Below are 25135 nucleotides of genomic sequence, written 5' to 3'. Positions count from 1 at the left end.
CATCAAGGTTTACACCAGAGCAACATGTCCAACCACGCGGACGAGAGGCGGGGATCACAGTGTCGGTGAAGGTGTGGGTGGCGGTGGCGGCGGCGTTGCTCGCCGTCCTGCTCGTGCCACCGCTGCTGACGCCGGGTGCGGACAGCGGCGAAGGCAGTCAGGTGCGGGCACTGCGGGTGCTGGTGCCGAACGCGCCCGGCGGCGGTTACGACATCACGGCGCGCACGGCGGCGAAGGCCATGGAAGACGCTGACCTGCTGCGCAACGCCGAGGTGTTCAACCTCCCCGGCGCCGGCGGCACGGTCGGACTCGGCCGCACGGTCGGTGAGCGCGGCAACGGCAAGCTGATCATGTCGATGGGCCTGGGCGTCGTCGGCGCGGTGTACACGAACAAGTCGCCGAACTCGCTGCTCGACACCACCCCGATCGCGAAGCTGATCGAGGAACCGGACATCGTCGTGGTCGCGAAGGACTCGCCGTACACGTCGATGCAACAACTCGTCGACGCCTGGAAGGCCAACCCCGGCACCGTGACGGTCGGCGGCGGTTCGGCTCCCGGCGGCCCCGACCACCTGGCGCCGATGCTGATCGCGAAGGCCGTGGGCCTGCCGCCCAAGACCGTCAACTACATCCCGTTCGACGGTGGTGGCGAGCTGCTGGCCAGCGTTCTGGGCGGCAAGGTCGCGTTCGGCGTCTCCGGCGTCGGCGAGTACCGCGACCAGATCCAGGCCGGCACGTTGCGGGTGCTCGCGGTGACGAGCAAGAACCGCATCGAGGGCATCGACGCGCCGACGTTGCAGCAGTCCGGTGTGGACGTCGAGTTCACCAACTGGCGCGGCATCGTCGCTCCTCCCGGCATCTCGCCGACCGACAGGGCGAAGCTGGTCGAGGTGTTCCAGAACCTCCAGAAGACGCCGCAGTGGAAGGAAGCGCTGCAGCGCAACGGCTGGACGGACGCCTTCGCGCCGGGAGACGAGTTCAGGACCTTCCTGGAAAACGAGAACAAGCGGGTGGCAACGGTGCTGAAGGACTTGGGGCTGGCATGACGACCGTGACGAAACCGGAGCGCAGGAGCTGGCTCCGCGACCACTCCGAGCTGGGCATCTGCGCCCTGCTGGTCGTGCTCGGCGTGCTGGTGCTCACCGACGCGCTGCGCATCCCCACCGACTTCGCCCAGCGCGGCCCGGTCGGCCCGAAGGCCGTGCCGATCCTGGTCGGCTCGCTGCTGCTGCTCGTCGCCGCGCTGCTGGCCCGCGACGTGCTGCGCGGTGGCAAGGGCGAGGCGGAGGCCGGCGAGGACGTCGACCTGTCCGCTCCCGCCGACTGGCGCACGGTCCTGTTGCTGTGCGGCGCTTTCCTCGCCAACGCCGTGCTGATCGGCGTGGTCGGGTTCCCGATCTCCGGCGCGATCCTGTTCTGGGGCGCGGCCTACGCGCTGGGCAGCCGCAACCTGGTGCGCGACCCGTTGATCGCGGCCGGTCTGTCGATCTTCACCTTCGTGGTGTTCAACAACCTGCTCGGCGTCCCCCTGCCCGGTGGCCCGTTGATGGAGGTGTTCTAGGTGGAACAACTGCTCGACGGCTTCGCGACCGCGCTGACGCCGACACACCTGCTGCTCGCCGCGATCGGCGTGCTCCTGGGCACGGCGATCGGCGTCCTGCCGGGCATCGGCCCGGCCATGGCGGTGGCCCTGCTGCTGCCCGTCACCTACGGCATGGAGCCGACCGGCGCGTTCATCATGTTCGCGGGCATCTACTACGGCGGCATGTTCGGCGGCTCGACCACGTCGATCCTGCTGAACACACCGGGTGAGAGCGCCGCGGTCGTCGCTGCCTTCGAAGGCAATCCCATGGCCCGCAAGGGACGGGGTGCGCAAGCGCTTGCCGCCGCTGCCATCGGCCACTTCACCGGCGGCATCATCGGCACGATCCTGATCGTCCTGCTGGCGCCGTTCGTCGCCAAGCACGCCGTCGACATCGGCGCGCCCGACCTGTTCGCGGTCATGGTGCTGGCGTTCATCGCCGTCACCTCGGTGCTCGGCGCGTCCCGCATCCGCGGCTTCGCGTCGCTGCTCATCGGCCTGACGCTCGGCCTGGTCGGACTCGACGAGATGACCGGCCAGCAGCGCCTGACGTTCGGCTCGCTGCACCTCGCCGACGGCATCGACATCGTCGTGGTCGCGGTGGCCCTGTTCGCGGTCGGCGAGGCCCTGTGGGTCGCCGCCCACCTGCGCCGCAAGCCGTTCGAGCCGATCCCGGTCGGCCGCCCGTGGCTGTCCCGCGCGGACCTGAAGCGCACCTGGAAGCCGTGGCTGCGCGGCCCGGTGATCGGGTTCCCGTTCGGCGCGATCCCGGCCGGCGGCGCGGAGATCCCGACCTTCCTGTCGTACGTGACGGAGAAGCGGCTCTCCAAGCACAAGGACGAGTTCGGCAAGGGCGCCATCGAAGGCGTGGCGGGCCCGGAGTCCACGGCCTCCGCCTCCGCGGCGGGCACCCTGGTCACGATGCTGACGCTGGGCCTGCCGACGACCGCGGTCGCGGCCGTCATGCTCGCGGCGTTCCAGCAGTACGGCATCCAGCCCGGCCCGTTGCTGTTCCAGCGGGAAGCCGGCCTGGTCTGGGCGTTGATCGCGTCGCTGTTCATCGGCCTGACGCTGCTGCTGGTGCTGAACCTGCCGCTGGCACCGCTGTGGGCGAAGCTGCTGCGCATCCCGCGGCCGTACCTCTACGCGGGCATCCTGTTCTTCGCCTCGGTCGGCGCCTACGCGGTCAACGCGGACATCTTCGACCTGTTGCTGATGTTCGTGATCGGCCTGCTGGGCTTCGGCATGCGCCGGTACGGCCTGCCGGTGCTGCCCGCGATCATCGGCGTGATCCTCGGCCCGGCCGCTGAACAGCAGATGCGCCGCTCGCTGCAGCTCTCCGACGGCTCGCTGACCGGCCTGGTCAACAGCCCGATGGCGATCATCGTCTACGTGGTCGTCGTGGTGATCCTGTTCTTCCCGCTGATCAAGCGGTTCCTGCCCAAGCCCCCCGCGGCACCGGCGGAACCGGAACGCGAGAAGGTGGACGCCTGATCGCACGAGAAAGCCCCCGCTCTCCCGGCGGGGGCTTTCTCATGCGCTGCGGCGCACGATCAGGATGGCGAACGGTCTGTCGTCCTCGGGCCCGCTGACCGCGACCTCGACCTGGTCGCGCAACGTCGCCCACAGCTCCATGACGCGGGCCACCTGCGGCTCCGGCAGCCCGCAGATCGTCACGAACGTCCGCACCTGCTCGGGTTTCGTCGGCAGCTTGCCGCGTTTGAGCAGCGAGTAGACCTGGCTGCGCGGCAGCAGCCCGCCCGCCCGGCGGTGGACCTCCGGCAGGGTCAGGCCTGACCGGATCTGGATCGTCCGCAACAGCTCGACGAACTCGGCCTCGGTCGCCGCCCGCAGTTCGGCGGTCGACGTCGCGAGCAACGGCCGCGGGTCGATGCCGAGCTCGCTCTCGAGAACCGCTTTCACCTCGTGGTACGCCGCGATCACCTCCGCGCGCCTGCCCGGCCTGGACAGCCCGTGCAGCACCTGGGACCAGAGCCGGTTCAGGCGATCGAGGGGATCCCCGTCCGGGCAGGTCATCGCTGGTCTTCCTCCCAGACCACCACCGGCCCGGCGGGCGGCAGCGGTCCGAACCTCGCGGTGAACGGCCTGCTGCGGCTCAACGTGATCGTCACGGCGAGCACGGCGGCCGTCGTGGACACCGACACGATCGGCGAGTGGTCGTGCGCGAGCATCCACGCCGTGAAGACGAATGCGGTCGCCGTCAGCAGAACGGTGCTCGCGCCGGAGGTGGCAGGCCGTCGGCGTGAGTGCGGAGCCCCGTTGTAGGGGGTGGTGGTCATCTGAACTCCTGGAAGAGGCGCAAAGCGTCACCGTGCGCCGGGTGGACCAGCTGATGTGGGAACAGCGAGCAGCCGGATGCGCGAATGCGTCCAGGTCGGCAATTGGCGTTGCCGCGGGACTCGGCGACATAACGGCTGTGCCACGAGCATGTCACTCACACGGGTGATTGCCAACTGAATCGCCGTCCAGGTTTTCGCGGTGTCGTGCAACGGCGTCCAAGTCAGTTCGAACAAGTCCAACTGGCCAGTTTTTGTCAACTTCCTCAGGGCCTCTGACCACGCTGCCGGCAATTGGTCGTAATGACCACGTCCAGTACCGTCCAATCGTCTGGCCGGAGCCGAGGTGGACAGTTAGGCTCGCGCACGTGCCGGAGCGTCATTCCGGTGGTGCGAAATCCCCGGCGGAGCTCTGGACCAGCTGAGCGGCGGGGTGCGGCCTCCTGTTGGCGCGGGAGGCCGTCACGCGCCGCCACTGCTCCACCCAGCCGTCGAGCGCCTCGGCCGGCTCTCCGCAGCCGGTGAGAAAAGCCCTGAGCTGGGCTTCCTGCTTGGGAAGGTGGTAGGAGCACATCGCGTGCGCGCTGCTCTTGGCCAGCACGCGTTCACCGGCGTTGATCGAGACCTGGCCGAACGAGAGCCCTCTCGCCAGGCGCAGCTGGTTCAGTGCGCAGATGAACTGCTTGCGGGTGCCGGCGCGGCATGCCGTCGCGAAAGGACTGTCGTCCTCACTGGGCGACATCGTGTTCGGTCCTCCTGCTGAAGGCGTTCTTCCTTTCCTGAGCTGTAACGAACGGTGCGGCGTTCGCGAGAAAGGAAGCGATGTTCGACTGTGTTGACGCGGATCCTACCTCCGTGTCCAGCACCTTTGTCGAACCGATCTGCCGCGTCCTGGTATTCCAAGATCAGCGAAATTGACGGCGATTTCAGCAGGACAATCGTTCGCTTAGTTCATCTGTCCAGATCAGCGAGTTGTTCGGGTCGTCATTGGTTCGTACCAAATGGAAACGGCCGCCCTGTTCGCCTGAGGCGGACGGGGCGGCCGTTGCTCCGAACGGATCAGCCGTGCGTCGGGAAGCCCAGGTTCACGCCGTGCTGCTGCGGCCACCGGGCCGTGACGGCCTTGGCCCGCGTGTAGAACTTCACGCCCTCGGCGCCGTGCACGTGCGTGTCCCCGAACAGCGAGTCCTTCCAGCCGCCGAACGAGTAGTAGGCCATCGGCACGGGGATCGGCACGTTGATGCCGACCATGCCGACGTGCACGCGCCGCTGGTACTCGCGGGCCGCGAGACCGTCACCTGTGTAGATCGCGGTGCCGTTGCCGTACGGGTTGGCGTTCACCAGTTCCAGGGCGTCCTCGAACGTGTCGGCGCGCACGACCGTCAGCACCGGGCCGAAGATCTCGTCGGTGTAGATGGTCATGTCGCGCGTGACGTGGTCGAACAACGTCGGCGCGAGCCAGAAACCATCCGAGTGCCCCTCAGGCGCGTACCCGCGGCCGTCCACGACCAGTGACGCGCCGGCCGCCTCACCCGCGTCCACGTAGGACCGGACGCGATCCCGGTGCACGCCGGTGACCAGCGGTCCCATCTGGGCGGCGGGATCGGTGCCCGGCAGCACGGACGGGTGCAGGTCGCGGGTCCGTGCGGCGATCTTCTCGACGAGCGCGTCGCCCGTCTCGCCCACGGCCACCACGACCGAGATGGCCATGCAGCGCTCGCCGGCGGAGCCGTAGCCCGCGGAGACGGCGGCGTCGGCGGCCACGTCGAGGTCGGCGTCGGGCAGCACGACCATGTGGTTCTTGGCGCCGCCCAGCGCCTGCACGCGCTTGCCGGCCGCGGTGCCGCGCGAGTACACGTGCCGCGCGATCGGGGTGGAGCCGACGAACGACGCGGCGGAGACGTCCGGGTGGTCCAGCAGCGCGTTGACCGCGAAGGCGTCGCCCTGCAGCACGTTCAGCACGCCGTCGGGCAGCCCGGCCTCCGCGAACAGCTCGGCCAGCCTGACGGACGCCGACGGGTCGCGCTCGGAGGGCTTGAGCACGAAGGTGTTGCCGGTCGCGATGGCGATGGGGAACATCCACATCGGCACCATCACGGGGAAGTTGAACGGCGTGATGCCCGCGACGACGCCGAGCGGCTGCCGCAGCGAGTACGCGTCGACGCCGCGCGAGACCTGCTCGGAGTGCTCGCCCTTCAGCAGCTGCGGGATGCCGCACGCGAACTCGACGACCTCGAGGCCGCGCTGCACCTCACCGGCCGCGTCCGAGAGCACCTTGCCGTGCTCGGACGTGATGATCGCGGCGAGCTCGTCGCGGTGGGTGTGCAGCAGGTGGCGGTACTCGAAGAGGATCCGCGACCGCGTCGACAGCGACGACTCCGACCAGGACTGCGCCGCCTTCAGCGAGGACGAGACCGCGAGGTCCACGTCGGCCTGCTCGGCCAGCACGACCTGGGCCGCGACCTCACCGGTGGCGGGGTTGAAGACGTCGGACTTGCGAGACGACACCCCCGTGGTGCGGGCGCCGTCGATCCAGTGGGGGATGGTGCTCAACGCGGTCCTCCTGGGGGAGCTGTCGTGTTGCGGACTACGAGAGAGGGATTGAGGAGATGGCGCACGGGTTCGGTGCGCTCTTCACGAACGCGCTGCAGAAGCGCGTCGGCGGCCAACCGGCCGAACTCGGCACGGGGCTGGTCGATCGTGGTCAACGAGACGTGCCGCAACGCGGCCAGCGAGGTGTTGTCGTACCCCACGACGGAAACGTCGGACGGCACACGCAGTCCGGCGTCCTCCAAAGCGGAGATCGCACCGACGGCGTTGAAGTCGTTGCAGGACAAGATCGCCGTGGGCAAAGCGTCATCTTCGAGAAGCCCGCGAATCGCCCGCGCACCCGCCGCGTCCGTGTACTCGGACGACACGACCTGCGGCACGAGCCCGTGTGCCTCCATCGCGGCGACGTACCCGCGCCGCCGAGGCCCGGCCTGGGTGCCCTCGCCACCGTCCAGGTGGGCAATGCGCTTGTGCCCCAGCGAAACGAGGTGGTCGACGGCCAGTCGTGCGCCCGTCTCGCCGTCGTCGTTCACCGTGTCCACAGTGGACACACGCGACGACCGGGCGACGAGCACGACCGGGAGTTGTTCGGCGGCCTTGCCGATCGCGGTCGCCGGCACGACGGGCGACAGCAGGATCAGTCCGGCGGGGCGGAAGGACAGCAGCGACTCCAGGGCCCGGCGCTCGCGCGCGGGAGACCGGCCGCCGGTGTTGATGATGATGTCGAACCCCTGGTCGCGCGCCACCTCGTCGATGCCGTCCACGACCTCCGCGAAGAACGCGTTGTGCAGGTCGGACACCATCACGCCGAGAACGGTCGACGTGCGCGAGGCGAGCGACCGCGCCATGGCGTGCGGGGAGTACCCCAGCTCCTCCGCGGCCTTCAGGACAGCGCTGCGTCGCATCTCGCTCACCTTGGGTGAACCGCGCATCACCAGTGACACCAGTGCGCGGGACACGCCCGCCCGCAGAGCGACGTCTTCCATCGTCGGCCTGACCACCTGGAACCACCTCCCCTCACGTCACGGGCTGGAAACCCACCCTTGACACCCGTGTGACGGAAGCTACAGCATTAGAGCGCTCCAACCAATAGAGCGCTCTAACACTTCTCGGCGATGAACAGGGGAAACCTGCGATGCGGATCGGAGTAGCGGGTGTCGGCAGGATCGGCACCATGCATGCGACCAACCTCGCCGCACTGGATCGAGTCGACGAGGTGCTCCTCTTCGACCCGGTGCCCGGCAGGGCATCGCAGGCGTCGGCGGACCTCGCCGGGACCAAGGCGGTCGACGACCTCGGCACGCTGCTGGACAACGTCGACGGCGTGCTGCTCGCCACCCCGACGAACACGCACCCCGAGATGCTCCGCGCGGCCATCGCGAAGGGCGTCCCCACGTTGTGCGAGAAGCCGATCGCGAGCGACGTCACCGAGATGGCCGCGCTGATCGCGGACGTCGAGAAGTCCGGCGTCGAGGTGCTCGTGGGCTTCCAGCGCCGGTTCGACCCGGCCATCTACGAGCTGAACCGCCGCATCCGCGCGGGCGAGGTCGGTGACATCTACCTGGTCAGGGCCGTCGGCAACGACGCGAACCCGCCGGACTTCTCCTACCTGCCCGCCTCCGGCGGCATCTTCCGAGACCTGCTGATCCACGACCTCGACTGCGTGCCGTGGCTCGTCGGGGAGCCGGTCGTCGAGGTCTACGCGAGCGGCTCCGTCCTGGTGCACCAGGCGTTCGCGGACGCCGACGACGTGGACAACGCCGTCGTGATGCTGAAGTTCGCGGGCGGCGCGCACGCGACGCTGGCCGGCGGACGGCACGACCCGGTCGGGTACGACCACCGCATCGAGGTGCTCGGCAGCAAGGACTCGCTGGTGGCGGGCGTCGACCCGCGCACCCCGCTGAACTCGCTGGAGCCCGGCGGCCACGTCGCCGGACCGGACGCCTACCCCGGCTTCCCGGAGCGCTTCCACCGCGCGTACGTCAACGAGATGAACCTGTTCACGCAGGTCATCAAGGGCGAGGTCGCGAACCCGTCCCCGGCGCGAGAGAGTTTGATCAGCCTCCGCCTGGCCGAAGCCTGTGAGCAGTCGCGCCGCAGTGGCGCACCGGTGCGGATCGAGGGGAACTAGGCATGGCGAAGATCGCTGGAGCACCGATCTCCTGGGGCGTGTGCGAGGTGCCGGGCTGGGGCAACGTGCTCCCGTCGGACACAGTCCTCGCCGAGATGCACTCCCTGGGCCTGACCGCCACCGAACTCGGCCCGCCCGACTACCTGCCTGCCGACCCCGAAGCGTTGAAGACGCTCCTGCGCGGCCACGAACTGAGCCTCGTCGGCGGCTTCCTCGCGGTCACGCTGCACACCGACGTCCAGTCCACTCTGGACGAGGCGGACCGCGTCGCCGCGATCCTGAAGGCCGGTGGTGCCGAGGTCCTCGTGCTCGCCGCCGCGACCGGCCTCGACGGCTACGACGAGACGCCGAAGCTCACCGACGACGAGTGGAACACCCTCGTCGGCACCTGCGCGAAGATCCGCGAGATCGCCGCCCGGCACGGCCTCAGGACCGTGCTGCACCCGCACGTGGGCACCCACGTCGAGCGGGAGGCGGAGGTCGAACGGTTCCTCGTGGACTCCGATCTCCAGCTCTGCCTGGACACCGGCCACCTCCTCATCGGTGGCACGGACCCGGTCGAGCTGGCGCGCCGCTACCCGGACCGGATCGGTCACGTGCACCTCAAGGACGTGCGTGGCGAGATCGCGGCGAAGGTGCGCAGCGGCGAGCTCAGTTACACCGATGCCGTGGAACAGGGCATCTACGTGCCGCTCGGGGACGGCGACGTGGACGTGGAAGCGCTGGTGAAGCTCGTCCAAGAGGCGGGCTACACCGGTTGGTTCGTTCTCGAGCAGGACACCCAGCTCAAGAACGGAAGTCCAGTGGACAAGCCACTGAAGGACACCGGGCGCAGCCTCGCGCACCTCAGCAAGATCCTCTGAAGGGACTGGAGACGATGAAGTCTCGTCTGGTCATCCGTGCGGGCGTCGCGCTCGCCGGTGTTGCTCTGCTGGCCGCCTGTAGCGGTCCCACGGGGACCAACACTCAGAACACGCAGAACAACAGCAGTTCGCAGGCCTCCGGAGACCTGAAGGTAGCCGTGATCACGCACGGCACCGCGGGCGACGCGTTCTGGAGCGTCGTCAAGGTGGGCGCCGAGGACGCGGGCAAGCAGCTCGGCGTCGGCGTCACCTACAACTCCGACGGCGACCCCGGCGCCCAGGCCAAGCTGATCGACAACGCCGTGTCGCAGAAGGTCGGCGGCATCGTGGTGTCGATGGCGAACCCGGACGCGCTCAAGACGTCCATCGAGAACGCGGTGAAGGCCGGCATCCCGGTCATCACGATCAACTCCGGCAGCGCGAAGAGCGCGGAGTTCGGTGCCATGGCGCACGTCGGCCAGGAGGAGTCGATCGCCGGTGAGGAAGCCGGCAAGAAGCTCAAGGCCGCCGGCAAGACCAAGCTCCTCTGCGTGATCCACGAGGCCGGCAACTCGGGCCTCAACCAGCGCTGCGACGGTGCCCGCACCGGCTTCGGCGGCGCGGTGGAGAACCTGCAGGTCGACATCTCCAACCCGACCGACATCGAGGCCCGCATCAAGGCCAAGCTGCAGTCCGACACCGCCGTCGACGGTGTGCTGGCGCTGAACCCGCAGGTCGCCGTGAACGCCGCCTCCGCGATCAAGGGCGCGAGCTCGAAGGCCCAGGTCGCGACGTTCGACCTGAACGCCGACGTCGTCGGCTCGATCAAGTCCGGCGAGGTGCTCTTCGCCGTCGACCAGCAGCAGTACCAGCAGGGCTACCTGCCGATCGTGATGCTGAAGCTGTTCAAGGACAACGCCAACACCCTCGGTGGCGGCAAGCCCGTCCTCACCGGTCCCGGCTTCGTCGACAAGTCCAACGTGGACAAGGTCGCGGAGTACGCCAAGAACGGCAAGAGGTAAGGAGGAGGCGGGGAGATGACCGTGACGGCCACAGCTCCACCGGCTGCCGACGAACGGCTGGGCAAGCCCAGGGCGATGGATCAGCTGATCAAACGCCCGGAGATCGGCGCCATGCTCGGCGCACTGCTGGTGTTCCTGTTCTTCTCCGTGGTCACCGAGCAGTTCCTGAGCGTGGGTGGTGCCGCCACCTGGCTGGACGACGCCTCCATGCTCGGCATCATGGCGGTCGCGGTGGCGATGCTCATGATCGGTGGCGAGTTCGACCTGTCCGCCGGTGTCATGACCGCGTCCACCGCGCTGGTCACGGCTCTCCTCGCCACCCAGCTGGGACTCAACGTCTGGCTGGCGCTGCTCGTGTCGCTCGTCTTCGCACTGGCGGTGGGCGCGCTGAACGGCTGGCTCGTGATGCGCACGGGCCTGCCGAGCTTCATCGTGACGCTGGGCAGCTTCCTCGCGTTGCAGGGCCTCAACCTCGGCATCACGCGCCTGGTGACGGGCAGCGTGCAGGTGTCCGGCATGCGCGAGGCCGCCGGGTACGAGTCGGCGGGGTTCCTGTTCGCCTCGACATTCCAGATCGGCGGCACGAGCTTCTACGTGTCGATCATCTGGTGGGTCCTGTTCACCGTCGTCGCGTCGACCCTGCTGATGCGCACCAGGTTCGGCAACTGGATCTTCGCGATCGGTGGTGCCGCGCAGAGCTCGCGCGCGGTCGGTGTGCCGGTCGTGCGGTCGAAGATCCTGCTGTTCATGACGACGGCGTTCGCCGCGTGGCTCGTGGGCTCGATCAACATCCTGCGGTACGCGAGCGTGCAGGCGAACCAGGGCATCGGCCTCGAGTTCCAGTACATCATCGCGGCGGTGATCGGCGGCTGCCTGCTCACCGGTGGCTTCGGTTCCGCGGTGGGCGCGGCGATCGGCGCGCTGATCTTCGGCATGGCCCGGCAGGGCATCGTCTACGCCGGCTGGAACAGCGACTGGTTCCAGCTGTTCCTCGGCGTGATGCTGCTGGCCGCCGTGCTGGTGAACAACATGCTGCGCCGCCGAGCGGAAAGGGTCCGGCGATGACGTCCCTCATCGAGACCGAGAACATCGGCAAGACCTACGGCAGCGTCATCGCGCTGAGCGAGGTGTCCACCGTGGTCAACGCGGGTGAGGTCACCTGCGTGCTCGGCGACAACGGCGCCGGGAAGTCGACCCTGATCAAGATCCTGGCCGGTGTCCACCAGCACGACCAGGGCTCGTTCAAGGTCGAGGGCGAGGAGATCAAGTTCTCGTCGCCCCGCGAGGCCCTGGACCACGGCATCGCGACCGTGTACCAGGACCTCGCCGTGGTGCCGCTGATGTCGGTGTGGCGCAACTTCTTCCTGGGCTCGGAACCAACGACGAAGTTCGGCTTCCTGGACCGCAGGAAGGGCAAGGAGGTCACCAAGAAGGCGTTGTCCGACATGGGCATCGACCTCCGGGACGTCGAGCAGCCGGTCGGCACGCTGTCCGGTGGCGAACGGCAGTGCGTCGCCATCGCGCGCGCCGTGCACTTCGGCGCCAAGGTGCTGATCCTGGACGAGCCGACGGCCGCGCTGGGCGTGAAGCAGGCAGGAGTGGTGCTGAAGTACGTGGCCCAGGCGCGTGATCGCGGCCTCGGCGTCGTGCTGATCACCCACAACCCGCACCACGCCTACCCGGTCGGAAACCGGTTCCTGCTGCTCAAGCGCGGCCGCGCGCTGGGCAGCTACGAGAAGTCCGAGATCGACATCGGCGAGCTGACCCGGCAGATGGCCGGTGGCGCCGAGCTGGAAGCGCTGGAGCACGAGCTGCGGGGTGTCGAGGCGTGACGTCGCTGGAAGTGCTGACCGTCGGCCGGGTCGGCGTCGACCTCTACCCGGAGCAGTCCGGGGTGCCGCTGGCCCAGGTCAGCACCTTCGCCAAGTCGCTCGGCGGGACCGCGACCAACGTCGCGGTCGCCGCCGCGCGGCTCGGCCGCCGCGCCGGCGTGCTGACGAAGGTCGGACCGGACGGCTTCGGCACCTACGTCCGCGAGGCGCTGGAAGGCTTCGGGGTGTCGTCGAAGTACGTCGGCACCTCGCCCGACCTGCAGACCCCGGTGGTCTTCTGCGAGCTGAACCCGCCCGCGGACCCGCCGCTGCTGTTCTACCGGTCGCCGATCGCACCGGATCTCACGATCGGTGAGGACGACGTGCCGTGGTCGCTCGTGCGCGACGTCCCGCTGCTGTGGGTGACGGGCACGGGTGTCTCCGCCGAGCCCGCTCGCACCTCGCAACGGATGATGCTCGCCAGCCGCGCCCGCCACGGCCACACCGTGCTGGACCTGGACCACCGGCCGATGTTCTGGCCGGACGTCGAGACGGCGCGCGCCGAGATCAGCTGGATGCTCGACCACGTGACGGTCGCCGTGGGCAACCGGACCGAGTGCGAGATCGCGGTCGGCACCTCCGATCCCGACGAGGCCGCCGACCGGCTGCTGGCGCGCGGAATCTCCCTGGCGCTGGTCAAGAAGGGCGCCGAGGGCGTTCTCGTCGCCACGCCCGAGGGCCGGTGGACCGTCGAGCCGAACCCGGTCGAGGTGGTCTGCGGGCTCGGCGCCGGTGACGCGTTCGGCGGGTCCCTGGTGCACGGCCTGCTGTCCGGCTGGGACCCGGTGAAGATCGCCCGCTACGCCAACGCGGCCGGTGCGATCGTCGCTTCACGGCTGGCCTGCGCCGACGCGATGCCCGACCAGGAAGAGATAGAGGAACTGCTGTGATCACCGACGGCCAGTGGCGCGAACTGTTGTGGCGGCGGGCTGAGGACCCCGGCTCGATCAGACGGGCCTACCAGTCGCGCAAGCGGCGCAACTCGTTGCTGAACGGCAAGTCCACGCTGTTCCTGGTCGCGGCGGACCACCCGGCGCGCGGTGCGCTCGGCGTCGGCGGCGACCCGATGGCGATGGCCGACCGGCGCTCGCTGCTGGCCCGTCTGCTGACGGCGCTGGCGAACCCCGACGTCGACGGTGTGCTGGGCACGCCGGACGTGATCGAGGACCTGCTGCTGCTGGACGGCCTGGACGAGCGCGTGGTCATCGGCTCGATGAACCGCGGCGGCCTGGCCGGTGCGGACTGGGAGATCGACGACAGGTTCACCGCGTACGACGCGTCGTCCATCGCGACCTTCGGGCTCGACGGCGGCAAGATGCTGCTGCGCCTGGTCGACTCGGACCCCGGCACGATCCCGACGCTGGAGGGCTGCGCGCGAGCCGTCACGGAACTCGCCGAGCACGGCCTGATGGCGATGGTCGAGCCGTTGCCGTACAAGCGTGACCACAACGACAAGCTGGTGCTGCAGAAGGATTCCGCGGCACTCTCCCGTGCGTCGGCCGTCGCCGCCGGACTGGGTTCGACCTCCGCGTACACGTGGCTGAAGCTGCCCGCGCCGGAGGAACCGGAGATCGTGCTGGACACGACCGCGTTGCCGGCGCTGGTGCTCGGTGGCGTGCCGTCCGCGAACCCGCAGGACGACCTCGCGTCGTGGGGCCGGTCGCTGGGCCACCCGACCGTGCGCGGCCTGGTCGTCGGCCGCGCGCTGCTCTACCCGCCGGACGGCGACGTCGCCGCCGCCGTCGCCGCGGCCGCCGAGATCCTGCGCACCGCGAAGGGGGTCACGGAATGACCTTGCACCGTCCACACGGGACTCTGTCGACCGCCACCGACGTCATCCACCTGACGCCGGAGGACGCGAGCTGGACGTACACCGGTCTGCGCGTGCTGCGGATCGAGGCCGGCTGGGTGCGCACGATCGAGACCGGCGAGTTCGAGGCGTTCGTGCTGCCCCTCTCCGGATCGCTGACCGTCGAGGTCGACGACGAGCGGTACGAGCTGCAGGGCCGCGAGTCGGTGTTCACCCGCGTCACGGACTTCGCCTACGTGCCGCGCGATGCGTCGGTCAAGCTGTCCTCTGAGGACGGTTGCGAGATCGCACTTCCGATGGCGCGCTGCGAGAACCGACTCACGCCCAGGTACGGTCCGGCCGACGGCGTTCCCGTCGAGGTGCGCGGCTCCGGCAACGCGACCCGCCAGGTCACCAACTTCGGCGTCCCGGGCGTGTGGGACCACGCGGACAAGCTCAACGCCTGCGAGCTGATCACCCCGGACGGCAACTGGTCCTCGTACCCGCCGCACAAGCACGACGAGTCCGAGCCGTGCGAGGTGAACAACGAGGAGATCTACTACTTCCGCATCGCGGACCGGGACCAGATCACCCCGTCCCGCACGGGTTTCGGCTTCCACCGCACGTACACCGACGACGGCACGATCGACGAGGACGTGACCGTGCGGGACGGCGACGTCTTCCTGATCCCGCGCGGCTACCACGGTCCGTGCGTCGCGGCGCCGGGCTATCCCATGTACTACCTGAACGTCCTGGCCGGTCCGGGTTCCGAGCGCTCGATGGCGTTCTGCGACGACCCGGCCCACACCTGGATCCGGGACAGCTGGGCGACGCAGGAACTCGACCCCCGCTGCCCGGTCACGACCGCAGAGGGGCGGGCCAAGTGAAGCTCACGACCGCGCAGGCGCTGGTCCGCTGGATGCTGGCCCAGCGCACCGAGCTCTTCGACGGAACCGTCGCGCCGCTGTTCCCCGGAGTGTTCGCGATCTTCGGCCACGGCAACGTCCTCGGCCTGGGCAACGCCCTGGAGGAGGTCCGCGACCGGCTACCGGTGTGGCGGGGCCACAACGAGCAGGGCATGGCCCTGGCCGCCGTCGGCATCGGCAAGGCCACCCACCGCCGCCAGGTGGGCGTCGCCACGTCGTCCATCGGTCCCGGCGCGCTGAACATGGTCACCGCGGCCGGCGTGGCCCACGCCAACCGCCTGCCGCTGCTGCTCCTGCCGGGCGACACCTTCACCGGCCGCGCCCCGGACCCCGTTCTCCAGCAGGTGGAGCACTTCCACGACCCGACCGCGACGGTGAACGACGCGTTCCGCGCGGTCAGCCGCTACTTCGACCGCATCACCCGCCCCGAACAGCTGCTCTCGACGTTGCCGCAGGTGGCCAGGGTCCTGACCGACCCGGCCGACTGCGGCCCGGTGACGCTGGCCCTGCCCCAGGACGTCCAGGCGGAGTCGTACGACTTCCCGGAGGCCCTGTTCGCCCCCGTGGTCCACCGCCCGCTGCGCCAGCGCCCGGACCTGCTCGCCCTGGCCGAGGCCGCCTCGGCGATCCGCAACGCCTCCCGCCCGCTGCTGGTCCTGGGCGGCGGCGTCCGCTACTCGGGCGCCGCGGGCCGCGCCCTCCGCTTCGCCGAGCAGCACGCCATCCCGGTCGTCGAGACGACGGCGGGCCGGACGCTGGTCCCGCACGACCACCCGCTGCACGCGGGCCCGCTGGGCATCACCGGCTCGACCTCGGCGAACGTCCTGGCCGGCGAGGCGGACCTGGTCATCGCCGTGGGCACCCGCCTGCAGGACTTCACCACCGCGTCCTGGACGGTCTTCTCCCCGGACGCGCACCTGCTCTCCCTGAACGCGGCCCGCTTCGACGCCGTGAAGCACGGCTCGTTCGCCCTCGTGGCCGACGCCGACGAGGGCCTGCGCGAACTGACCGACCTGCTGGCGTCCTGGCAGGCCCCGGCCTCCTGGGCGGCGCGGGCACTGGCGGAACGCACGAAGTGGGACGCCCACATCACCTCGCTGCGCGCCCCCGGCGGTGGCCTGCCGACGTACGCGCAGGTGGTGGGCGTGGTCAACGACGTCAGCGGGCCCACCGACTACGTCATGACGGCGTCCGGCGGCCTGCCCGGCGAGCTGATCGGCGGCTGGCGGGCCACCGGCGAGTCCACGATGGACGTCGAGTACGGCTTCTCCTGCATGGGTTACGAACTGGCCGGTGCCTGGGGCGCCGCGATCGCCCACACCCAGGGCGTCGTCACGACCCTGCTCGGCGACGGCTCGTACCTGATGCTGAACTCCGAGCTCTTCTCCGCCGCCTTCGCGGGCCACGGCTTCGTGGCCGTCGTCTGCGACAACGACGGGTACGCGGTGATCCACCGCCTGCAGACGGGCCAGGGCGGCGCGGGCTTCAACAACCTCTACGCCGACTGCGCGACAGGCCACGCCGAACCCCCGCGCACGGACTTCGCCGCCCACGCCGCGGCGATGGGCTGCGCGGTCTTCCCCGCCGACTCGCTGGCCGACCTGGAAGGCGCTTACCGCAAGGCCCGCGAGGCCGTGGTCACCGAGAAACGCCCTGCCGTCGTCGTGATCCGCACGCACCCTTCGTCGTGGACCGAGGCCGGAGCCTGGTGGGAGGTCGGTGTGCCCGAGGTGTCGCACCGGCAGGAGATCGCGGCGGCGCGCGAGGAAGTGCTGGAGGGCAAGGCCAGGCAGGTCCGCTATCTGAGCTGAACTCCAACAGCGGATACCGCCGGACGGTGGCCATCACGAGGATGACCCACCGTGGGGAAGCGGATGTTCAGGCTCGGGGCGGTCACCCTGTTCGTGCTCGGTGTCGCGCTGCTGGTGCCGCAGAACGGTCCGCGATCGACGTCGTTGCTGCTGTTCGGCGGGGTGCTGGTCGCGGCCGGTGGTGCGCTGGCCTGGCGACAGGCCAGGGACGGCCAGATCGTCGAGCGGTACCGCCGCGCCGTCGAGCACCTCGGCAGCGACGAGGCCGAGGTCAGGCTCGGCGGGCTCCACGCGCTGGACCAGATCGCGAAGGACTCGGCGAGCAGCAGGCGGCTCGTCGACGAGACCATCGGGGACTTCCTGCGCGAGCGCTCTCCCTGGACCGGCGCGGACCCCGCCGCCGAGAACCGAGGGGCCGACGTCGAGACGGCTCTGGCGATCCTCATCCGGCGGCCCGGCGCGGCGATCGACCTGTCCTACGTCGACCTGCGCGGTGCCGACCTGGGCAAACAGGACCTGACGGGCGCGGTGGTCCGCCGGTCCAACCTCGCCGGCGCGCGGCTGTTCGGAACCTGCCTGAACGACTGCGTCCTCGACGCCACGGACCTCCGCGGCGCCGACCTGCGGGGAGCGTCCCTGCGCCAGGCGTCGCTGCGGGTCGCCTGCCTCGAAGGCGCCGACCTCCGGGCCGCCGACCTCACGGACGCGGACCTGCGCGGCACCGACATGCGCGCCGTCAACCTGCACCAGGCGGTCCTGACCGGGGCTCGGGTCAACCGCGGGACGCTCTGGCCTCCGGACTTCACCCCGGCACGTGTCTCCGCGTCGCTGTTCAGTGACTGAGATGTCTCACAACGGGGAACAACACGCCGACGCCCGACCCTTGAACGGTTCGTAGCCCAACGAACGTTCGAGGGAGCTTTTGTCGTGAGCCTGTTGTTCTCCCCGTTGACCCTGCGCTCGGTCACCCTGCCCAACCGCATCGCGGTCAGCCCGATGTGCCAGTACTCGGTCACGAAGGAGGACGGCGTGCCGACCGAGTGGCACCTCGTCCACCTGGGTTCCCGCGCCGTCGGAGGCGCCGGCCTCGTCATGGCGGAGGCGACGGCGGTCGAGCCGCGCGGCCGGATCTCGCCGCAGGACACCGGCATCTGGAACGACGAGCAGGTCGAGGCCTGGAAGCCGATCACGAGGTTCATCAAGGAGCACGGTTCGGTGCCCGCGATCCAGCTCGCGCACGCCGGGCGCAAGGCGATCGGTGACTGGGTGCCGGTGGCGCCCACGACCGAGCCGTTCCCCGGCGGCAACCAGCCGGAGAAGCTGACGAACACCACGCAGATCGTCAAGGCGTTCGTCGACGGCGCGCTGCGCGCGATCGAGGCGGGCTTCGAGGTCCTGGAGGTGCACGCGGCGCACGGCTACCTGCTGCACGAGTTCTACTCGCCGCTCACGAACGAGGGCAGCATCGAGGAACGCATCGCCCTGCCCGTCGAGGTCACCGCCGCCGTGCGGGCAGCGGTCGGCCCGGAGGTGCCCGTGATCGTGAGGATCAGCGGCACCGACTGGGTCGACAACGGCTGGACTGCCGACGACAGCGTTGTGCTGGCACAGGCGCTCAAGGCCGCGGGTGCGGACCTGATCGACGTGTCCAGCGGTGGCAACACCGCGCAGGCGGACATCCCGATCGGGCCCGGCTACCAGGTGCCGCTGGCCGAAGCCGTACGGCGCAAGGCAGACGTGCCCACGGGTGCGGTCGGCCTGATCACCGAGGCGACTCAGGCCGAACAGATCTTGACGGACGGCTCCGCCGACCTGGTCCTGCTCGCGCGCGAACTGCTCCGCGACCCGTACTGGCCGCTGCACGCGGCACAGCAGCTGGGTGTGGAGGTCAGGGCGCCGAAGCAGTACGCCAGGGCGTTCTGAAAGAGCCCTCAGAGTTCAAGGGCTGGGCACCGGGGTGACCGGACGCCCAACCCTTGAACTCCGAAGGCTGAATTCAGCGACGGTAATCGTCGTAGTCGTCGTACGGGTCGTCGTGTGGCTCGTCGCCACCACTACTCCCGTTCGGCGACCTTTCATCAGTCGACAGCTCGCGCTGCAACGCAGCGAAGTCGGTCTCATGAGAGCTGTATTTGAGCTCCCTGGCGACCTTCGTCTGCTTGGCCTTAGCTCGGCCGCGCCCCATGGCTCGACCCCCTCGCACAGGGACGGGGGCGGCCGGGGGAACGGCGGCCCCACTCGTCTCGACAACTGATTCCTGGTAACTACCGTACCGTGCCGATGGGGTTCCTCGCGACGCGGTAGGCGTGACACGTACCGCCAAATCTCGCGGCCGCCCTCGCGTGGAAGGATGCACACGTGCCAAGACCGTTCGTCGCCTACCTACGGGTGTACGAACCGTTATCGGTGTTGGACGCAAAGCTAGCTTTCAAAGTCGAAAAAGCCCTGGAAGCGGGCCCTGTCCCCCGGTCGGAGGCAGGAGACCGGGAACGAGAGCTGTGGTTGCGATCACAGTTGGGACAAAAGCTCCTCCCGGGCGAGTCGTTCGACGTGATGACGATCAGTCCGGCCGAGGTTCCGACCTCCGAAGCCGCCCGTGTCGGTCCGGGCCCCCTCGTCTGCCCGCTCGATCTCAGGGCCCGATCCGCCGCCGCTCTGGTGGGCTTCCTGGCCTCCGCGCCGCGGATCCTGCAGGACGAGGCCCTCGCCCTCTCCTCGGAGACGGTCCGGGCGCGCGCGTCCGCCGTGATGGCCGAACTCTCCGCGGGCGCGGTCCACGTGATCTCCACGACCTGGACGATCCCGCTGCCGTGGTTCGCCCTCGTCGACCCCGCCCAGCGCCGCGTGGTGCTCGCCAGCGCCCAGGACGACCCGGAGCGCCAGGTGTCGTGGCGCGTGGCCATGGCCGACGCCAGGCGGCGGATCGCGCGAGCGCTCAAGGTCGTGAAGCGCTCGCTGGGCGACGACGGGCCGGCCAAGGTCCTCGCCGACACGGGCCGCTGGCTCGAACACTTCCACCCGCACTCGGCCGTCGAGCTCGACTACGGCGGCCTGGTGCAGCTGCTCGGGGACAAAGACCTCCTGGAGGACACCTCGGCGGCCGACGTGAACGCCATCGTCGACGCCCTCGAAGCGGACGACGCCGAGGAGGTCGCGCTGCGCTACGAGACGCTGCGCGAGTTCTGGGGCGAGCTGGCCCGCAGGGAACGCCACGGCTGAAGCAGGACCCGCGCGGACACGGCGGCCACCGCCGCCAGCACCATCGCCGCGGGCCACGCCACGTGCACCGCGACGAAGCTCGCGACGAACGGGGTCAGCGCCGCGCTCAGGTAGTTCGCCGAGTTCTGCATGGCGATCGCGGTGGCGCTGCGGCCCTCCGGCGCGAGCTCACCGGCCTCGGTGACCGCCAGCCCGTTCCAGCACAGCGCGCACAGCGAGGTGGGCACGAGCACCGCGATCAGCAACGGCAGCGGCGCCTGGTCCAGCACCGCTACCAGTACGAACCCACTCGCGGTGAGCACGGAGACGATCTTCAACGGCCCGATCCGGCTGCCCGCGCGGTCCGACCACACGCCGACCGCCAGCCGCCCGGCCCCGCCGAGCAGCTGCGCCACGGCGAAGACGGCCGCTGCCGCCGTGACGCTCATGCCGCGGTGTCCGTGCAGGAGGGGCACCAGCAGGGCCGTGGCGGTGAACTGGGGCACCACCAGCAGCCCGCTGGCGAGCGACAGCCGCAGCAACCGGGGGTCCTTGAGCACCAGCCCGTGGTCCGTGCTCGCCCGGAGCGCGCCGGGCGGTTCCCGGACCAGCAGGGCCACCGCCAGCGCCACGAACGCCGTCACGCCGGCGAGCACGACGAACGCCGCGGGAATCCCGGCCGAGATCGCGATGCCGGGCAGGACGGCCGCGGTGAGGGCCGCACCGAGCGGCGTCGCCGTCTGCCGGACGCCCATGGCGAGGCCGCGCGACTCCCGGCTGAACCACGACATCACCGCACGGCCGCTGGCCGCGTTGATGCTGGCCCCGAACAGTCCGGCGCCGAGCAACGCGAGACCGGCGATCCAGGCGTTGCCCAGCGCCACGGCGAGGAGGCAGGCTGCGGCACCCACGCCGCCGATGGTCATCACGAGCCGTTCGCCGCGTCGGTCCGCGACGACTCCCCACGGCACGAGGGCGATCATCGTGCCGAGGTTGACCGCACCGAGAAGTAGCCCGACCTGGGGCAATGTGAGGGAGAAGTGCTGCTGGAGCTGCGGGCTGATCGCGGGCAGGCCGAGGAAGACGGCTGCGTTCGTGCCCTGCGCCAAGGCTCCGACGGACAGCACGACCCAGCGATACCCCATGGGGGCACGCTAGGTCCGCTGCTCAGGAAGTGGAAAGCTCGTCTTACCTCTTGGGACGGTGGTGTCCGCGCTCCGCAGCCAGCAGCTCGTCCACCGAGGCACTTCCGCGCTGGTAGCGCGAAGCGATCTCGGCGTTGAGCTTGTCCACGACCACCTGCACCTCACGCCGCCGCACTGACACGGACGCCTCTTCCGAGATGAGCGTCTCCAGCACGTCGCCGAGGCGATCGTCGGTCAGCGAGCTCACGTCGGAGAGGTCCACGTCGGAGATGAGCGCCTCGACGTGCCGTTGATGCGCATCAGCGCGTGACGGCTCATGGGTCTGGTACCGGCCGAGACCGGTCGCGGGACCCACGGCGTTCGTGGAGAGGATTGTGGCCAGCTGCTCGACCACGGCCGAGCCACCCGAGCTGCGGCGCTCCTGCTCCGCGCGCACGATGTCGATCCGCGCGTGCAACAACCGCCGCAGGTAGGACAGATCTGTCTCTTCCTGCGCAGCCTCGTCGCGGAGTTCGCGCACCTCGACGAGCGGGCGCTGCTCGACGCCCTCCGTGTAGTCGGGGGCGAGCACCCTGTCGATTCGGCGGCGCCCGCCAGGACGCACCTCGATCACGTGTCCATCCTGCGGTAGATCCTCCTCACCCGCCAACACATCCCATGCACCAAACTTGTCTCAAATGTGCACGCCCAGCAGCTTTCGCGCCTCGTCCGGGGTCAGAGCGGGCCGCTGGGCGATCTTGGAGAGACCTGCGGCACGTGCCACGAGCTGTGCGTTGTCCCGCACCGGCACCCCCCGCGAGTAGCTGATGGTGTCTTCCATACCCACTCGGAGGTGGCCACCCGCACCCAAAGCGGTGAACATCACGGGGAGGGTCGTCCGGCCGATACCGGTGGCGGAGAACGTTGCTCCGTCCGGCAGAGCGTTGACCGCCGCGACGAGCGTCGCCGCGTCGCCGGGCATCCCGCCGGGCACGCCCATCACGAAGTCGACGTGCACGTGCCCGCCCGCGGGAAGGCCGTGCTGGTCGAGCAGGCGCTTCAGCGACGCGAGCTGCCCGATGTCGAAGATCTCGTACTCCGGGACGATCGAGCGCTCCTGCATGCCCTTGTGCAGGGAGACGATGAACTCCCAGCGGTTCATGAACACGTCGTCACCGAAGTTGACGGTGCCCATCGTGCAGGACGCCGAGTCCGGCATCGCCTCGAGCACGCGCAGCCGGTCCGACTCGGGGTCGTGCACCGACCCGCCCGTCGAGAGCTGCACGACGAGGCCGGTCTCGGACCGCAACGCCTCGACGGTGGCCTTCAGCAGACCCAGGTCCAGCGACGGCTTCGCGTCCTCGCCACGGATGTGGACGTGGATCATCGCCGCGCCGACCTGCTCGCAGCTCTGCGCCGTCGCGACCAGCTCTTCCAGGGTCACCGGAAGCTGCGGGACGTCGGCTTTCGAGTGCTCCGCTCCGGTGGGAGCGACAGTGATCAGCGTGCCCAGTGACATGTACCGGGACTGTAGCGGTCCGCCGGGCTCATCCCCTCAGGTTGCGCACGGCTTCCCGGCCGAGACCCGGGGTGTCCGGCGGCACCGAGTCGGGGTCGATCCGTGCGGGAACCTCGCGTTCGGGAGCGCCCGCGATGAGTTCCGCCTCGACCGGTACAGACCGCTTGACCAGAGCCAACGCGATCGCGCCGAGTTCGTGGTGCAGGGCCACGGTGCCGACGCGGCCGACCACGCGCCCGTCCAGGGTCACCGGGTCACCGGTCTCCGGCTGGGCGTCGGCAGAACCATCCAGGTGGAGTAGGAGCATCCGCCTGGGCGGGCGTCCCACGTTGTGGACCTTCGCGACGGTCTCCTGGCCCCGGTAGCACCCCTTGTTCAGGTGCACGGCCGGGTCGATCAGGCCGACCTCGTGCGGGATCGTGCGTTCGTCGGTGTCGATGCCCTGCCGGGCGCGCAGCGACTCGACCCGCAGCGCCTCGAACGCGTAGCTGCCCGCCGGACGGGCGCCCGCGTCGGTGATCCGCTGCCACCAGCCGGCGAGCTCGGCGCGCGGGACCAGCAGGTCGACCGCGTCCCGGCCCGGCCACGAGGCCCTGCGCACGAAACCCTCACCGAGCGCGTCGACGTTCGACGGCATCGGGATGCCGAGCTTCTCCAGCAGCGCCGGGGTCTCCGGGCCGGTGATCGTCAGCAGGGCGAACTCCGCGGTGGCGTCCCGCGGCTCCACCTTGGACCAGAAGACCATCTTCTTCAGGTACGCCAGCAGGTCGTCGACCTTCTCGACGTCGAGGAACACCGTGCCGCCGACGTTCGCGACGACCATGTGGTGCTCCAGGCGGCCCTGGGCGTCGAGGATCAGCGCCTCGGTCGCCGCGCCCTCGCCGAGCTGCTCGAAGTGCTGGCTCGTGAGCTGGTGCAGCCACTTGAGCCTGTCCTCGCCCGGGATCGCGATGACACCGCGGTTCGAGCGGTCGACCACGACCACCGAACGGGCGGCGGAGCGCTGTTCGGCGAACGGGTCGCCGTAGTGCCAGGCGACACCGGGATCCGTGGAATCGTCGGGCGGCGGGACGGCTCCGGGGAGGGTCACTCGATCTCCTGCTCCTGCTTCAAGCAGTCGCGGCAAGTGCCGGACAGCGCGAGATGGCTTGCATCAAGTTCGAACCCGTCGCGCTCCCGCAATGTTCCGACCAACGGGTCGAGAAGCTCACACGGGATTTCCTGGATCGAACCGCACACGTGGCACACGAGGTGCACGTGCTGGTGGTCCTCGACCGAGTAGCTCGGCGCACCGTGGCCAAGGTGCGTGTGCCGAACCAGTCCGAGCCGGTCGAGGAGGTCGAGCGTGCGGTAGATGGTGGTGATGTTGACCGTCGGCGCCGTCTCCTGGACGCGCTGACAGATCTGCTCGGGTGTCGCGTGTTCCAGCGACCTGACCGCGTCCAGCACGAGCTGACGCTGCGGCGTCATCCTCATACCGCGGTCGTGCAGCGTTTTGCGCAGGCCTCTTGCGGTCTCCACGTCAGCCATGTTAGTTGCCGCTAGTAGTCTCGGCGCATGCGCGTGCTGGCACTGCTCGACGGAACCCTCGCTGACCCCGACTCGCCGCAGATCCGCGTCGACGACCTCGGGCTCATGCGCGGTGATGGCGTGTTCGAAACGATCCTCGTGGTCGACGGGAAGCCCCGCGAACTCACGCCCCACCTCGACCGGCTCGACCGGTCCGCGGCCATGCTCGACATGCTGCCTCCTCCGCGTGCGGAGTTCGAGCGCGCGGTCGAGCTCGTCATCGGCAACTGGACAGGCGGCACCGAGTTCGCCCTCAAGCTCGTCTGCACCCGCGGCGTCGAGGGCGGCGACGGCACGCCCACGGGGTTCGCGCTCGGCATGGAGATCGGCGCGAAGGTGCTCAAGCAGCGCGTCGAGGGCCTGTCGGCGGTGACGTTGGACCGCGGCATCGACGCGGACCTCGCCGACCGCGCGCCGTGGCTGCTGCTGGGCGCGAAGTCGCTGTCCTACGCGATCAACATGGCCGCGCTGCGCGAGGCCGAGCGCCGCGGCGCCGCCGAGGTCGTCTTCACGACGTCCGACGGCTCGGTGCTCGAGGGCCCGACCTCGACGCTGATCATGGTGCGCGGCAAGACCCTGGTCACGCCGCCGTCGAAGCTCGGCATCCTGCCCGGCACCACGCAGTACGCGCTGTTCCGCGCCGCCGAGCGCGCCGGCTGGACCGTGCTCGTGGAGCCGATCCAGGCCGGCGAGCTCTACGACGCCGAGGGCGTGTTCCTCGCGTCCAGCGTCCGCAAGATCACGCGGGTGACCGTGCTGGACGGCAAGCCGCTGCCCGACTCGTCGGCCCTGCTGACCGAGCTGCAGGGCCTGTACGAGTCCGAGTACTGAGTTACCTGAGTCCGGCGTCGACCGCGGGCCACCAACAGGCGCCGGGGGCCCCCGCACACCCACCAAAGCCGCC

27 protein-coding genes are annotated in these 25135 nt (G+C 69.7%); 16 read left to right on the top strand and 11 right to left on the bottom strand.

The window, feature by feature from the left end; all coding sequences use genetic code 11:
* Nucleotides 1–77: 77 nt before the first annotated feature.
* Genes ORI60_RS07610 through ORI60_RS07600 form a run of 3 tightly spaced genes read left to right on the top strand, consistent with a single transcriptional unit; the run spans nucleotide 78 to nucleotide 3076 of the window.
* Complete coding sequence (locus tag ORI60_RS07610) at nucleotides 78–1046, top strand: Bug family tripartite tricarboxylate transporter substrate binding protein (RefSeq protein WP_266036582.1); 969 nt, start codon at nucleotides 78–80, stop codon at nucleotides 1044–1046.
* Entirely contained in the window at nucleotides 1043–1561 is a 519-nt protein-coding gene (locus ORI60_RS07605; protein ID WP_266035755.1) for a tripartite tricarboxylate transporter TctB family protein, read from the top strand. Before ORI60_RS07610 ends, ORI60_RS07605 begins: the two co-directional genes overlap by 4 nt.
* A complete protein-coding gene (locus tag ORI60_RS07600; protein ID WP_266035753.1) occupies nucleotides 1562–3076 on the top strand; it encodes a tripartite tricarboxylate transporter permease in 1515 nt (504 codons plus the stop codon). It abuts the gene before it with no gap.
* Nucleotides 3077–3115: 39 nt separating this feature from the next.
* Here ORI60_RS07600 and ORI60_RS07595 read toward each other — a convergent pair whose 3' ends face one another.
* The 5 genes from ORI60_RS07595 to ORI60_RS07575 form a co-directional block, all read right to left on the bottom strand.
* The gene (locus ORI60_RS07595; protein WP_266035752.1) at nucleotides 3116–3619 is read right to left on the bottom strand and encodes a BTAD domain-containing putative transcriptional regulator; all 504 of its coding nucleotides are present in this window, start codon (nucleotides 3617–3619) and stop codon (nucleotides 3116–3118) included.
* Nucleotides 3616–3882 carry a hypothetical protein gene (locus ORI60_RS07590; protein WP_266035750.1) on the bottom strand — a complete coding sequence of 89 codons (267 nt, stop codon included), beginning with the start codon at nucleotides 3880–3882 and terminating at the stop codon, nucleotides 3616–3618. Before ORI60_RS07590 ends, ORI60_RS07595 begins: the two co-directional genes overlap by 4 nt.
* Nucleotides 3883–4258: 376 nt before the next feature.
* Complete coding sequence (locus ORI60_RS07585) at nucleotides 4259–4621, bottom strand: hypothetical protein (protein WP_266035748.1); 363 nt, start codon at nucleotides 4619–4621, stop codon at nucleotides 4259–4261.
* Nucleotides 4622–4938: 317 nt separating this feature from the next.
* Nucleotides 4939–6432, bottom strand: a complete 1494-nt coding sequence (locus ORI60_RS07580; RefSeq protein WP_266035746.1) for a CoA-acylating methylmalonate-semialdehyde dehydrogenase — start codon at nucleotides 6430–6432, stop codon at nucleotides 4939–4941.
* Entirely contained in the window at nucleotides 6429–7430 is a 1002-nt protein-coding gene (locus ORI60_RS07575) for a LacI family DNA-binding transcriptional regulator (protein ID WP_266035745.1), read from the bottom strand. Before ORI60_RS07575 ends, ORI60_RS07580 begins: the two co-directional genes overlap by 4 nt.
* A gap of 134 nt (nucleotides 7431–7564) precedes the next feature.
* Here ORI60_RS07575 and ORI60_RS07570 point away from each other — a divergent pair, with 134 nt between their 5' ends.
* The 11 genes from ORI60_RS07570 (at nucleotide 7565) to ORI60_RS07520 (ending at nucleotide 18744) form a co-directional block, all read left to right on the top strand.
* A complete protein-coding gene (locus ORI60_RS07570; protein WP_266035743.1) occupies nucleotides 7565–8560 on the top strand; it encodes a Gfo/Idh/MocA family oxidoreductase in 996 nt (331 codons plus the stop codon).
* Between the two features lie 2 nt (nucleotides 8561–8562).
* Entirely contained in the window at nucleotides 8563–9423 is an 861-nt protein-coding gene (locus tag ORI60_RS07565; RefSeq protein WP_266035741.1) for a TIM barrel protein, read from the top strand.
* 14 nt (nucleotides 9424–9437) lie between these two features.
* Nucleotides 9438–10424 (top strand): sugar ABC transporter substrate-binding protein, encoded by a 987-nt coding sequence (locus ORI60_RS07560; protein ID WP_266035739.1) that lies wholly within the window; start codon nucleotides 9438–9440, stop codon nucleotides 10422–10424.
* A 15-nt stretch (nucleotides 10425–10439) separates the two neighbouring features.
* The gene (locus ORI60_RS07555; RefSeq protein WP_266035737.1) at nucleotides 10440–11489 is read left to right on the top strand and encodes an ABC transporter permease; all 1050 of its coding nucleotides are present in this window, start codon (nucleotides 10440–10442) and stop codon (nucleotides 11487–11489) included.
* Nucleotides 11486–12256, top strand: coding sequence for an ATP-binding cassette domain-containing protein (locus tag ORI60_RS07550; RefSeq protein ID WP_266035735.1), 771 nt, complete (start codon nucleotides 11486–11488; stop codon nucleotides 12254–12256). The genes ORI60_RS07555 and ORI60_RS07550 overlap by 4 nt, the downstream gene beginning before the upstream one ends.
* A complete protein-coding gene (iolC, locus tag ORI60_RS07545) occupies nucleotides 12253–13185 on the top strand; it encodes a 5-dehydro-2-deoxygluconokinase (RefSeq protein WP_266035733.1) in 933 nt (310 codons plus the stop codon). Before ORI60_RS07550 ends, iolC begins: the two co-directional genes overlap by 4 nt.
* A complete protein-coding gene (locus ORI60_RS07540) occupies nucleotides 13182–14087 on the top strand; it encodes an aldolase (RefSeq protein WP_266035731.1) in 906 nt (301 codons plus the stop codon). The genes iolC and ORI60_RS07540 overlap by 4 nt, the downstream gene beginning before the upstream one ends.
* Entirely contained in the window at nucleotides 14084–14971 is an 888-nt protein-coding gene (gene iolB / locus ORI60_RS07535; RefSeq protein WP_266035730.1) for a 5-deoxy-glucuronate isomerase, read from the top strand. The genes ORI60_RS07540 and iolB overlap by 4 nt, the downstream gene beginning before the upstream one ends.
* The gene (gene iolD, locus ORI60_RS07530) at nucleotides 14968–16821 is read left to right on the top strand and encodes a 3D-(3,5/4)-trihydroxycyclohexane-1,2-dione acylhydrolase (decyclizing) (protein ID WP_266035728.1); all 1854 of its coding nucleotides are present in this window, start codon (nucleotides 14968–14970) and stop codon (nucleotides 16819–16821) included. The genes iolB and iolD overlap by 4 nt, the downstream gene beginning before the upstream one ends.
* Nucleotides 16822–16872: 51 nt before the next feature.
* Nucleotides 16873–17664, top strand: coding sequence for a pentapeptide repeat-containing protein (locus ORI60_RS07525; protein WP_266035726.1), 792 nt, complete (start codon nucleotides 16873–16875; stop codon nucleotides 17662–17664).
* 84 nt (nucleotides 17665–17748) lie between these two features.
* Nucleotides 17749–18744 carry an NADH:flavin oxidoreductase/NADH oxidase gene (locus ORI60_RS07520; RefSeq protein ID WP_266035723.1) on the top strand — a complete coding sequence of 332 codons (996 nt, stop codon included), beginning with the start codon at nucleotides 17749–17751 and terminating at the stop codon, nucleotides 18742–18744.
* A gap of 73 nt (nucleotides 18745–18817) precedes the next feature.
* On the opposite strand, the gene ORI60_RS07515 is transcribed toward ORI60_RS07520, so the two are convergent.
* Nucleotides 18818–19006, bottom strand: a complete 189-nt coding sequence (locus ORI60_RS07515) for a DUF3073 domain-containing protein (RefSeq protein ID WP_030477845.1) — start codon at nucleotides 19004–19006, stop codon at nucleotides 18818–18820.
* Nucleotides 19007–19179: 173 nt separating this feature from the next.
* Here ORI60_RS07515 and ORI60_RS07510 point away from each other — a divergent pair, with 173 nt between their 5' ends.
* Nucleotides 19180–20040: a hypothetical protein gene (locus tag ORI60_RS07510; RefSeq protein ID WP_266035719.1), complete on the top strand. Its 861-nt coding sequence runs from the start codon at nucleotides 19180–19182 to the stop codon at nucleotides 20038–20040.
* Here ORI60_RS07510 and ORI60_RS07505 read toward each other — a convergent pair.
* The 5 genes from ORI60_RS07505 to ORI60_RS07485 are packed head-to-tail and all read right to left on the bottom strand — an operon-like array spanning nucleotide 19983 to nucleotide 24138.
* Nucleotides 19983–21164 carry an MFS transporter gene (locus ORI60_RS07505; RefSeq protein ID WP_266035717.1) on the bottom strand — a complete coding sequence of 394 codons (1182 nt, stop codon included), beginning with the start codon at nucleotides 21162–21164 and terminating at the stop codon, nucleotides 19983–19985. The genes ORI60_RS07510 and ORI60_RS07505 overlap by 58 nt on opposite strands.
* A gap of 43 nt (nucleotides 21165–21207) precedes the next feature.
* Nucleotides 21208–21777 carry an aerial mycelium formation protein gene (locus ORI60_RS07500; RefSeq protein WP_266035715.1) on the bottom strand — a complete coding sequence of 190 codons (570 nt, stop codon included), beginning with the start codon at nucleotides 21775–21777 and terminating at the stop codon, nucleotides 21208–21210.
* 60 nt (nucleotides 21778–21837) lie between these two features.
* Nucleotides 21838–22662 (bottom strand): 3-keto-5-aminohexanoate cleavage protein, encoded by an 825-nt coding sequence (locus ORI60_RS07495; protein WP_266035712.1) that lies wholly within the window; start codon nucleotides 22660–22662, stop codon nucleotides 21838–21840.
* A 28-nt stretch (nucleotides 22663–22690) separates the two neighbouring features.
* A complete protein-coding gene (locus ORI60_RS07490) occupies nucleotides 22691–23752 on the bottom strand; it encodes a YgfZ/GcvT domain-containing protein (RefSeq protein WP_266035710.1) in 1062 nt (353 codons plus the stop codon).
* Nucleotides 23749–24138, bottom strand: a complete 390-nt coding sequence (locus ORI60_RS07485) for a Fur family transcriptional regulator (protein WP_051770146.1) — start codon at nucleotides 24136–24138, stop codon at nucleotides 23749–23751. The genes ORI60_RS07490 and ORI60_RS07485 overlap by 4 nt, the downstream gene beginning before the upstream one ends.
* 81 nt (nucleotides 24139–24219) lie before the next feature.
* On the opposite strand from ORI60_RS07485, the gene ORI60_RS07480 reads away from it, so the two are divergent.
* Nucleotides 24220–25062, top strand: coding sequence for an aminodeoxychorismate lyase (locus tag ORI60_RS07480; RefSeq protein ID WP_266035706.1), 843 nt, complete (start codon nucleotides 24220–24222; stop codon nucleotides 25060–25062).
* The last annotated feature ends 73 nt before the right edge of the window (nucleotides 25063–25135 follow it).

Source organism: Lentzea sp. NEAU-D7 (assembly GCF_026242055.1).
Taxonomy (GTDB): Bacteria; Actinomycetota; Actinomycetes; order Mycobacteriales; family Pseudonocardiaceae; genus Lentzea.
Note: the sequence above shows the minus strand (reverse complement) of the source record. Positions and strands in the feature narration are given on the sequence as shown.

What these genes read in the sequence shown, in the direction of transcription:
- ORI60_RS07590 (WP_266035750.1), bottom strand. Translation starts at nt 3,882, where the DNA reads ATGACCACCACCCCCTACAACGGGGCTCCGCACTCACGCCGACGGCCT.
- ORI60_RS07565 (WP_266035741.1), top strand. Translation starts at nt 8,563, where the DNA reads ATGGCGAAGATCGCTGGAGCACCGATCTCCTGGGGCGTGTGCGAGGTG.
- iolB (WP_266035730.1), top strand. Translation starts at nt 14,084, where the DNA reads ATGACCTTGCACCGTCCACACGGGACTCTGTCGACCGCCACCGACGTC.
- ORI60_RS07550 (WP_266035735.1), top strand. Translation starts at nt 11,486, where the DNA reads ATGACGTCCCTCATCGAGACCGAGAACATCGGCAAGACCTACGGCAGC.
- ORI60_RS07605 (WP_266035755.1), top strand. Translation starts at nt 1,043, where the DNA reads ATGACGACCGTGACGAAACCGGAGCGCAGGAGCTGGCTCCGCGACCAC.
- ORI60_RS07515 (WP_030477845.1), bottom strand. Translation starts at nt 19,006, where the DNA reads ATGGGGCGCGGCCGAGCTAAGGCCAAGCAGACGAAGGTCGCCAGGGAG.
- ORI60_RS07560 (WP_266035739.1), top strand. Translation starts at nt 9,438, where the DNA reads ATGAAGTCTCGTCTGGTCATCCGTGCGGGCGTCGCGCTCGCCGGTGTT.
- ORI60_RS07495 (WP_266035712.1), bottom strand. Translation starts at nt 22,662, where the DNA reads ATGTCACTGGGCACGCTGATCACTGTCGCTCCCACCGGAGCGGAGCAC.
- ORI60_RS07585 (WP_266035748.1), bottom strand. Translation starts at nt 4,621, where the DNA reads ATGTCGCCCAGTGAGGACGACAGTCCTTTCGCGACGGCATGCCGCGCC.
- ORI60_RS07480 (WP_266035706.1), top strand. Translation starts at nt 24,220, where the DNA reads ATGCGCGTGCTGGCACTGCTCGACGGAACCCTCGCTGACCCCGACTCG.
- ORI60_RS07505 (WP_266035717.1), bottom strand. Translation starts at nt 21,164, where the DNA reads ATGGGGTATCGCTGGGTCGTGCTGTCCGTCGGAGCCTTGGCGCAGGGC.
- ORI60_RS07485 (WP_051770146.1), bottom strand. Translation starts at nt 24,138, where the DNA reads ATGAGGATGACGCCGCAGCGTCAGCTCGTGCTGGACGCGGTCAGGTCG.
- ORI60_RS07570 (WP_266035743.1), top strand. Translation starts at nt 7,565, where the DNA reads ATGCGGATCGGAGTAGCGGGTGTCGGCAGGATCGGCACCATGCATGCG.
- ORI60_RS07595 (WP_266035752.1), bottom strand. Translation starts at nt 3,619, where the DNA reads ATGACCTGCCCGGACGGGGATCCCCTCGATCGCCTGAACCGGCTCTGG.
- ORI60_RS07555 (WP_266035737.1), top strand. Translation starts at nt 10,440, where the DNA reads ATGACCGTGACGGCCACAGCTCCACCGGCTGCCGACGAACGGCTGGGC.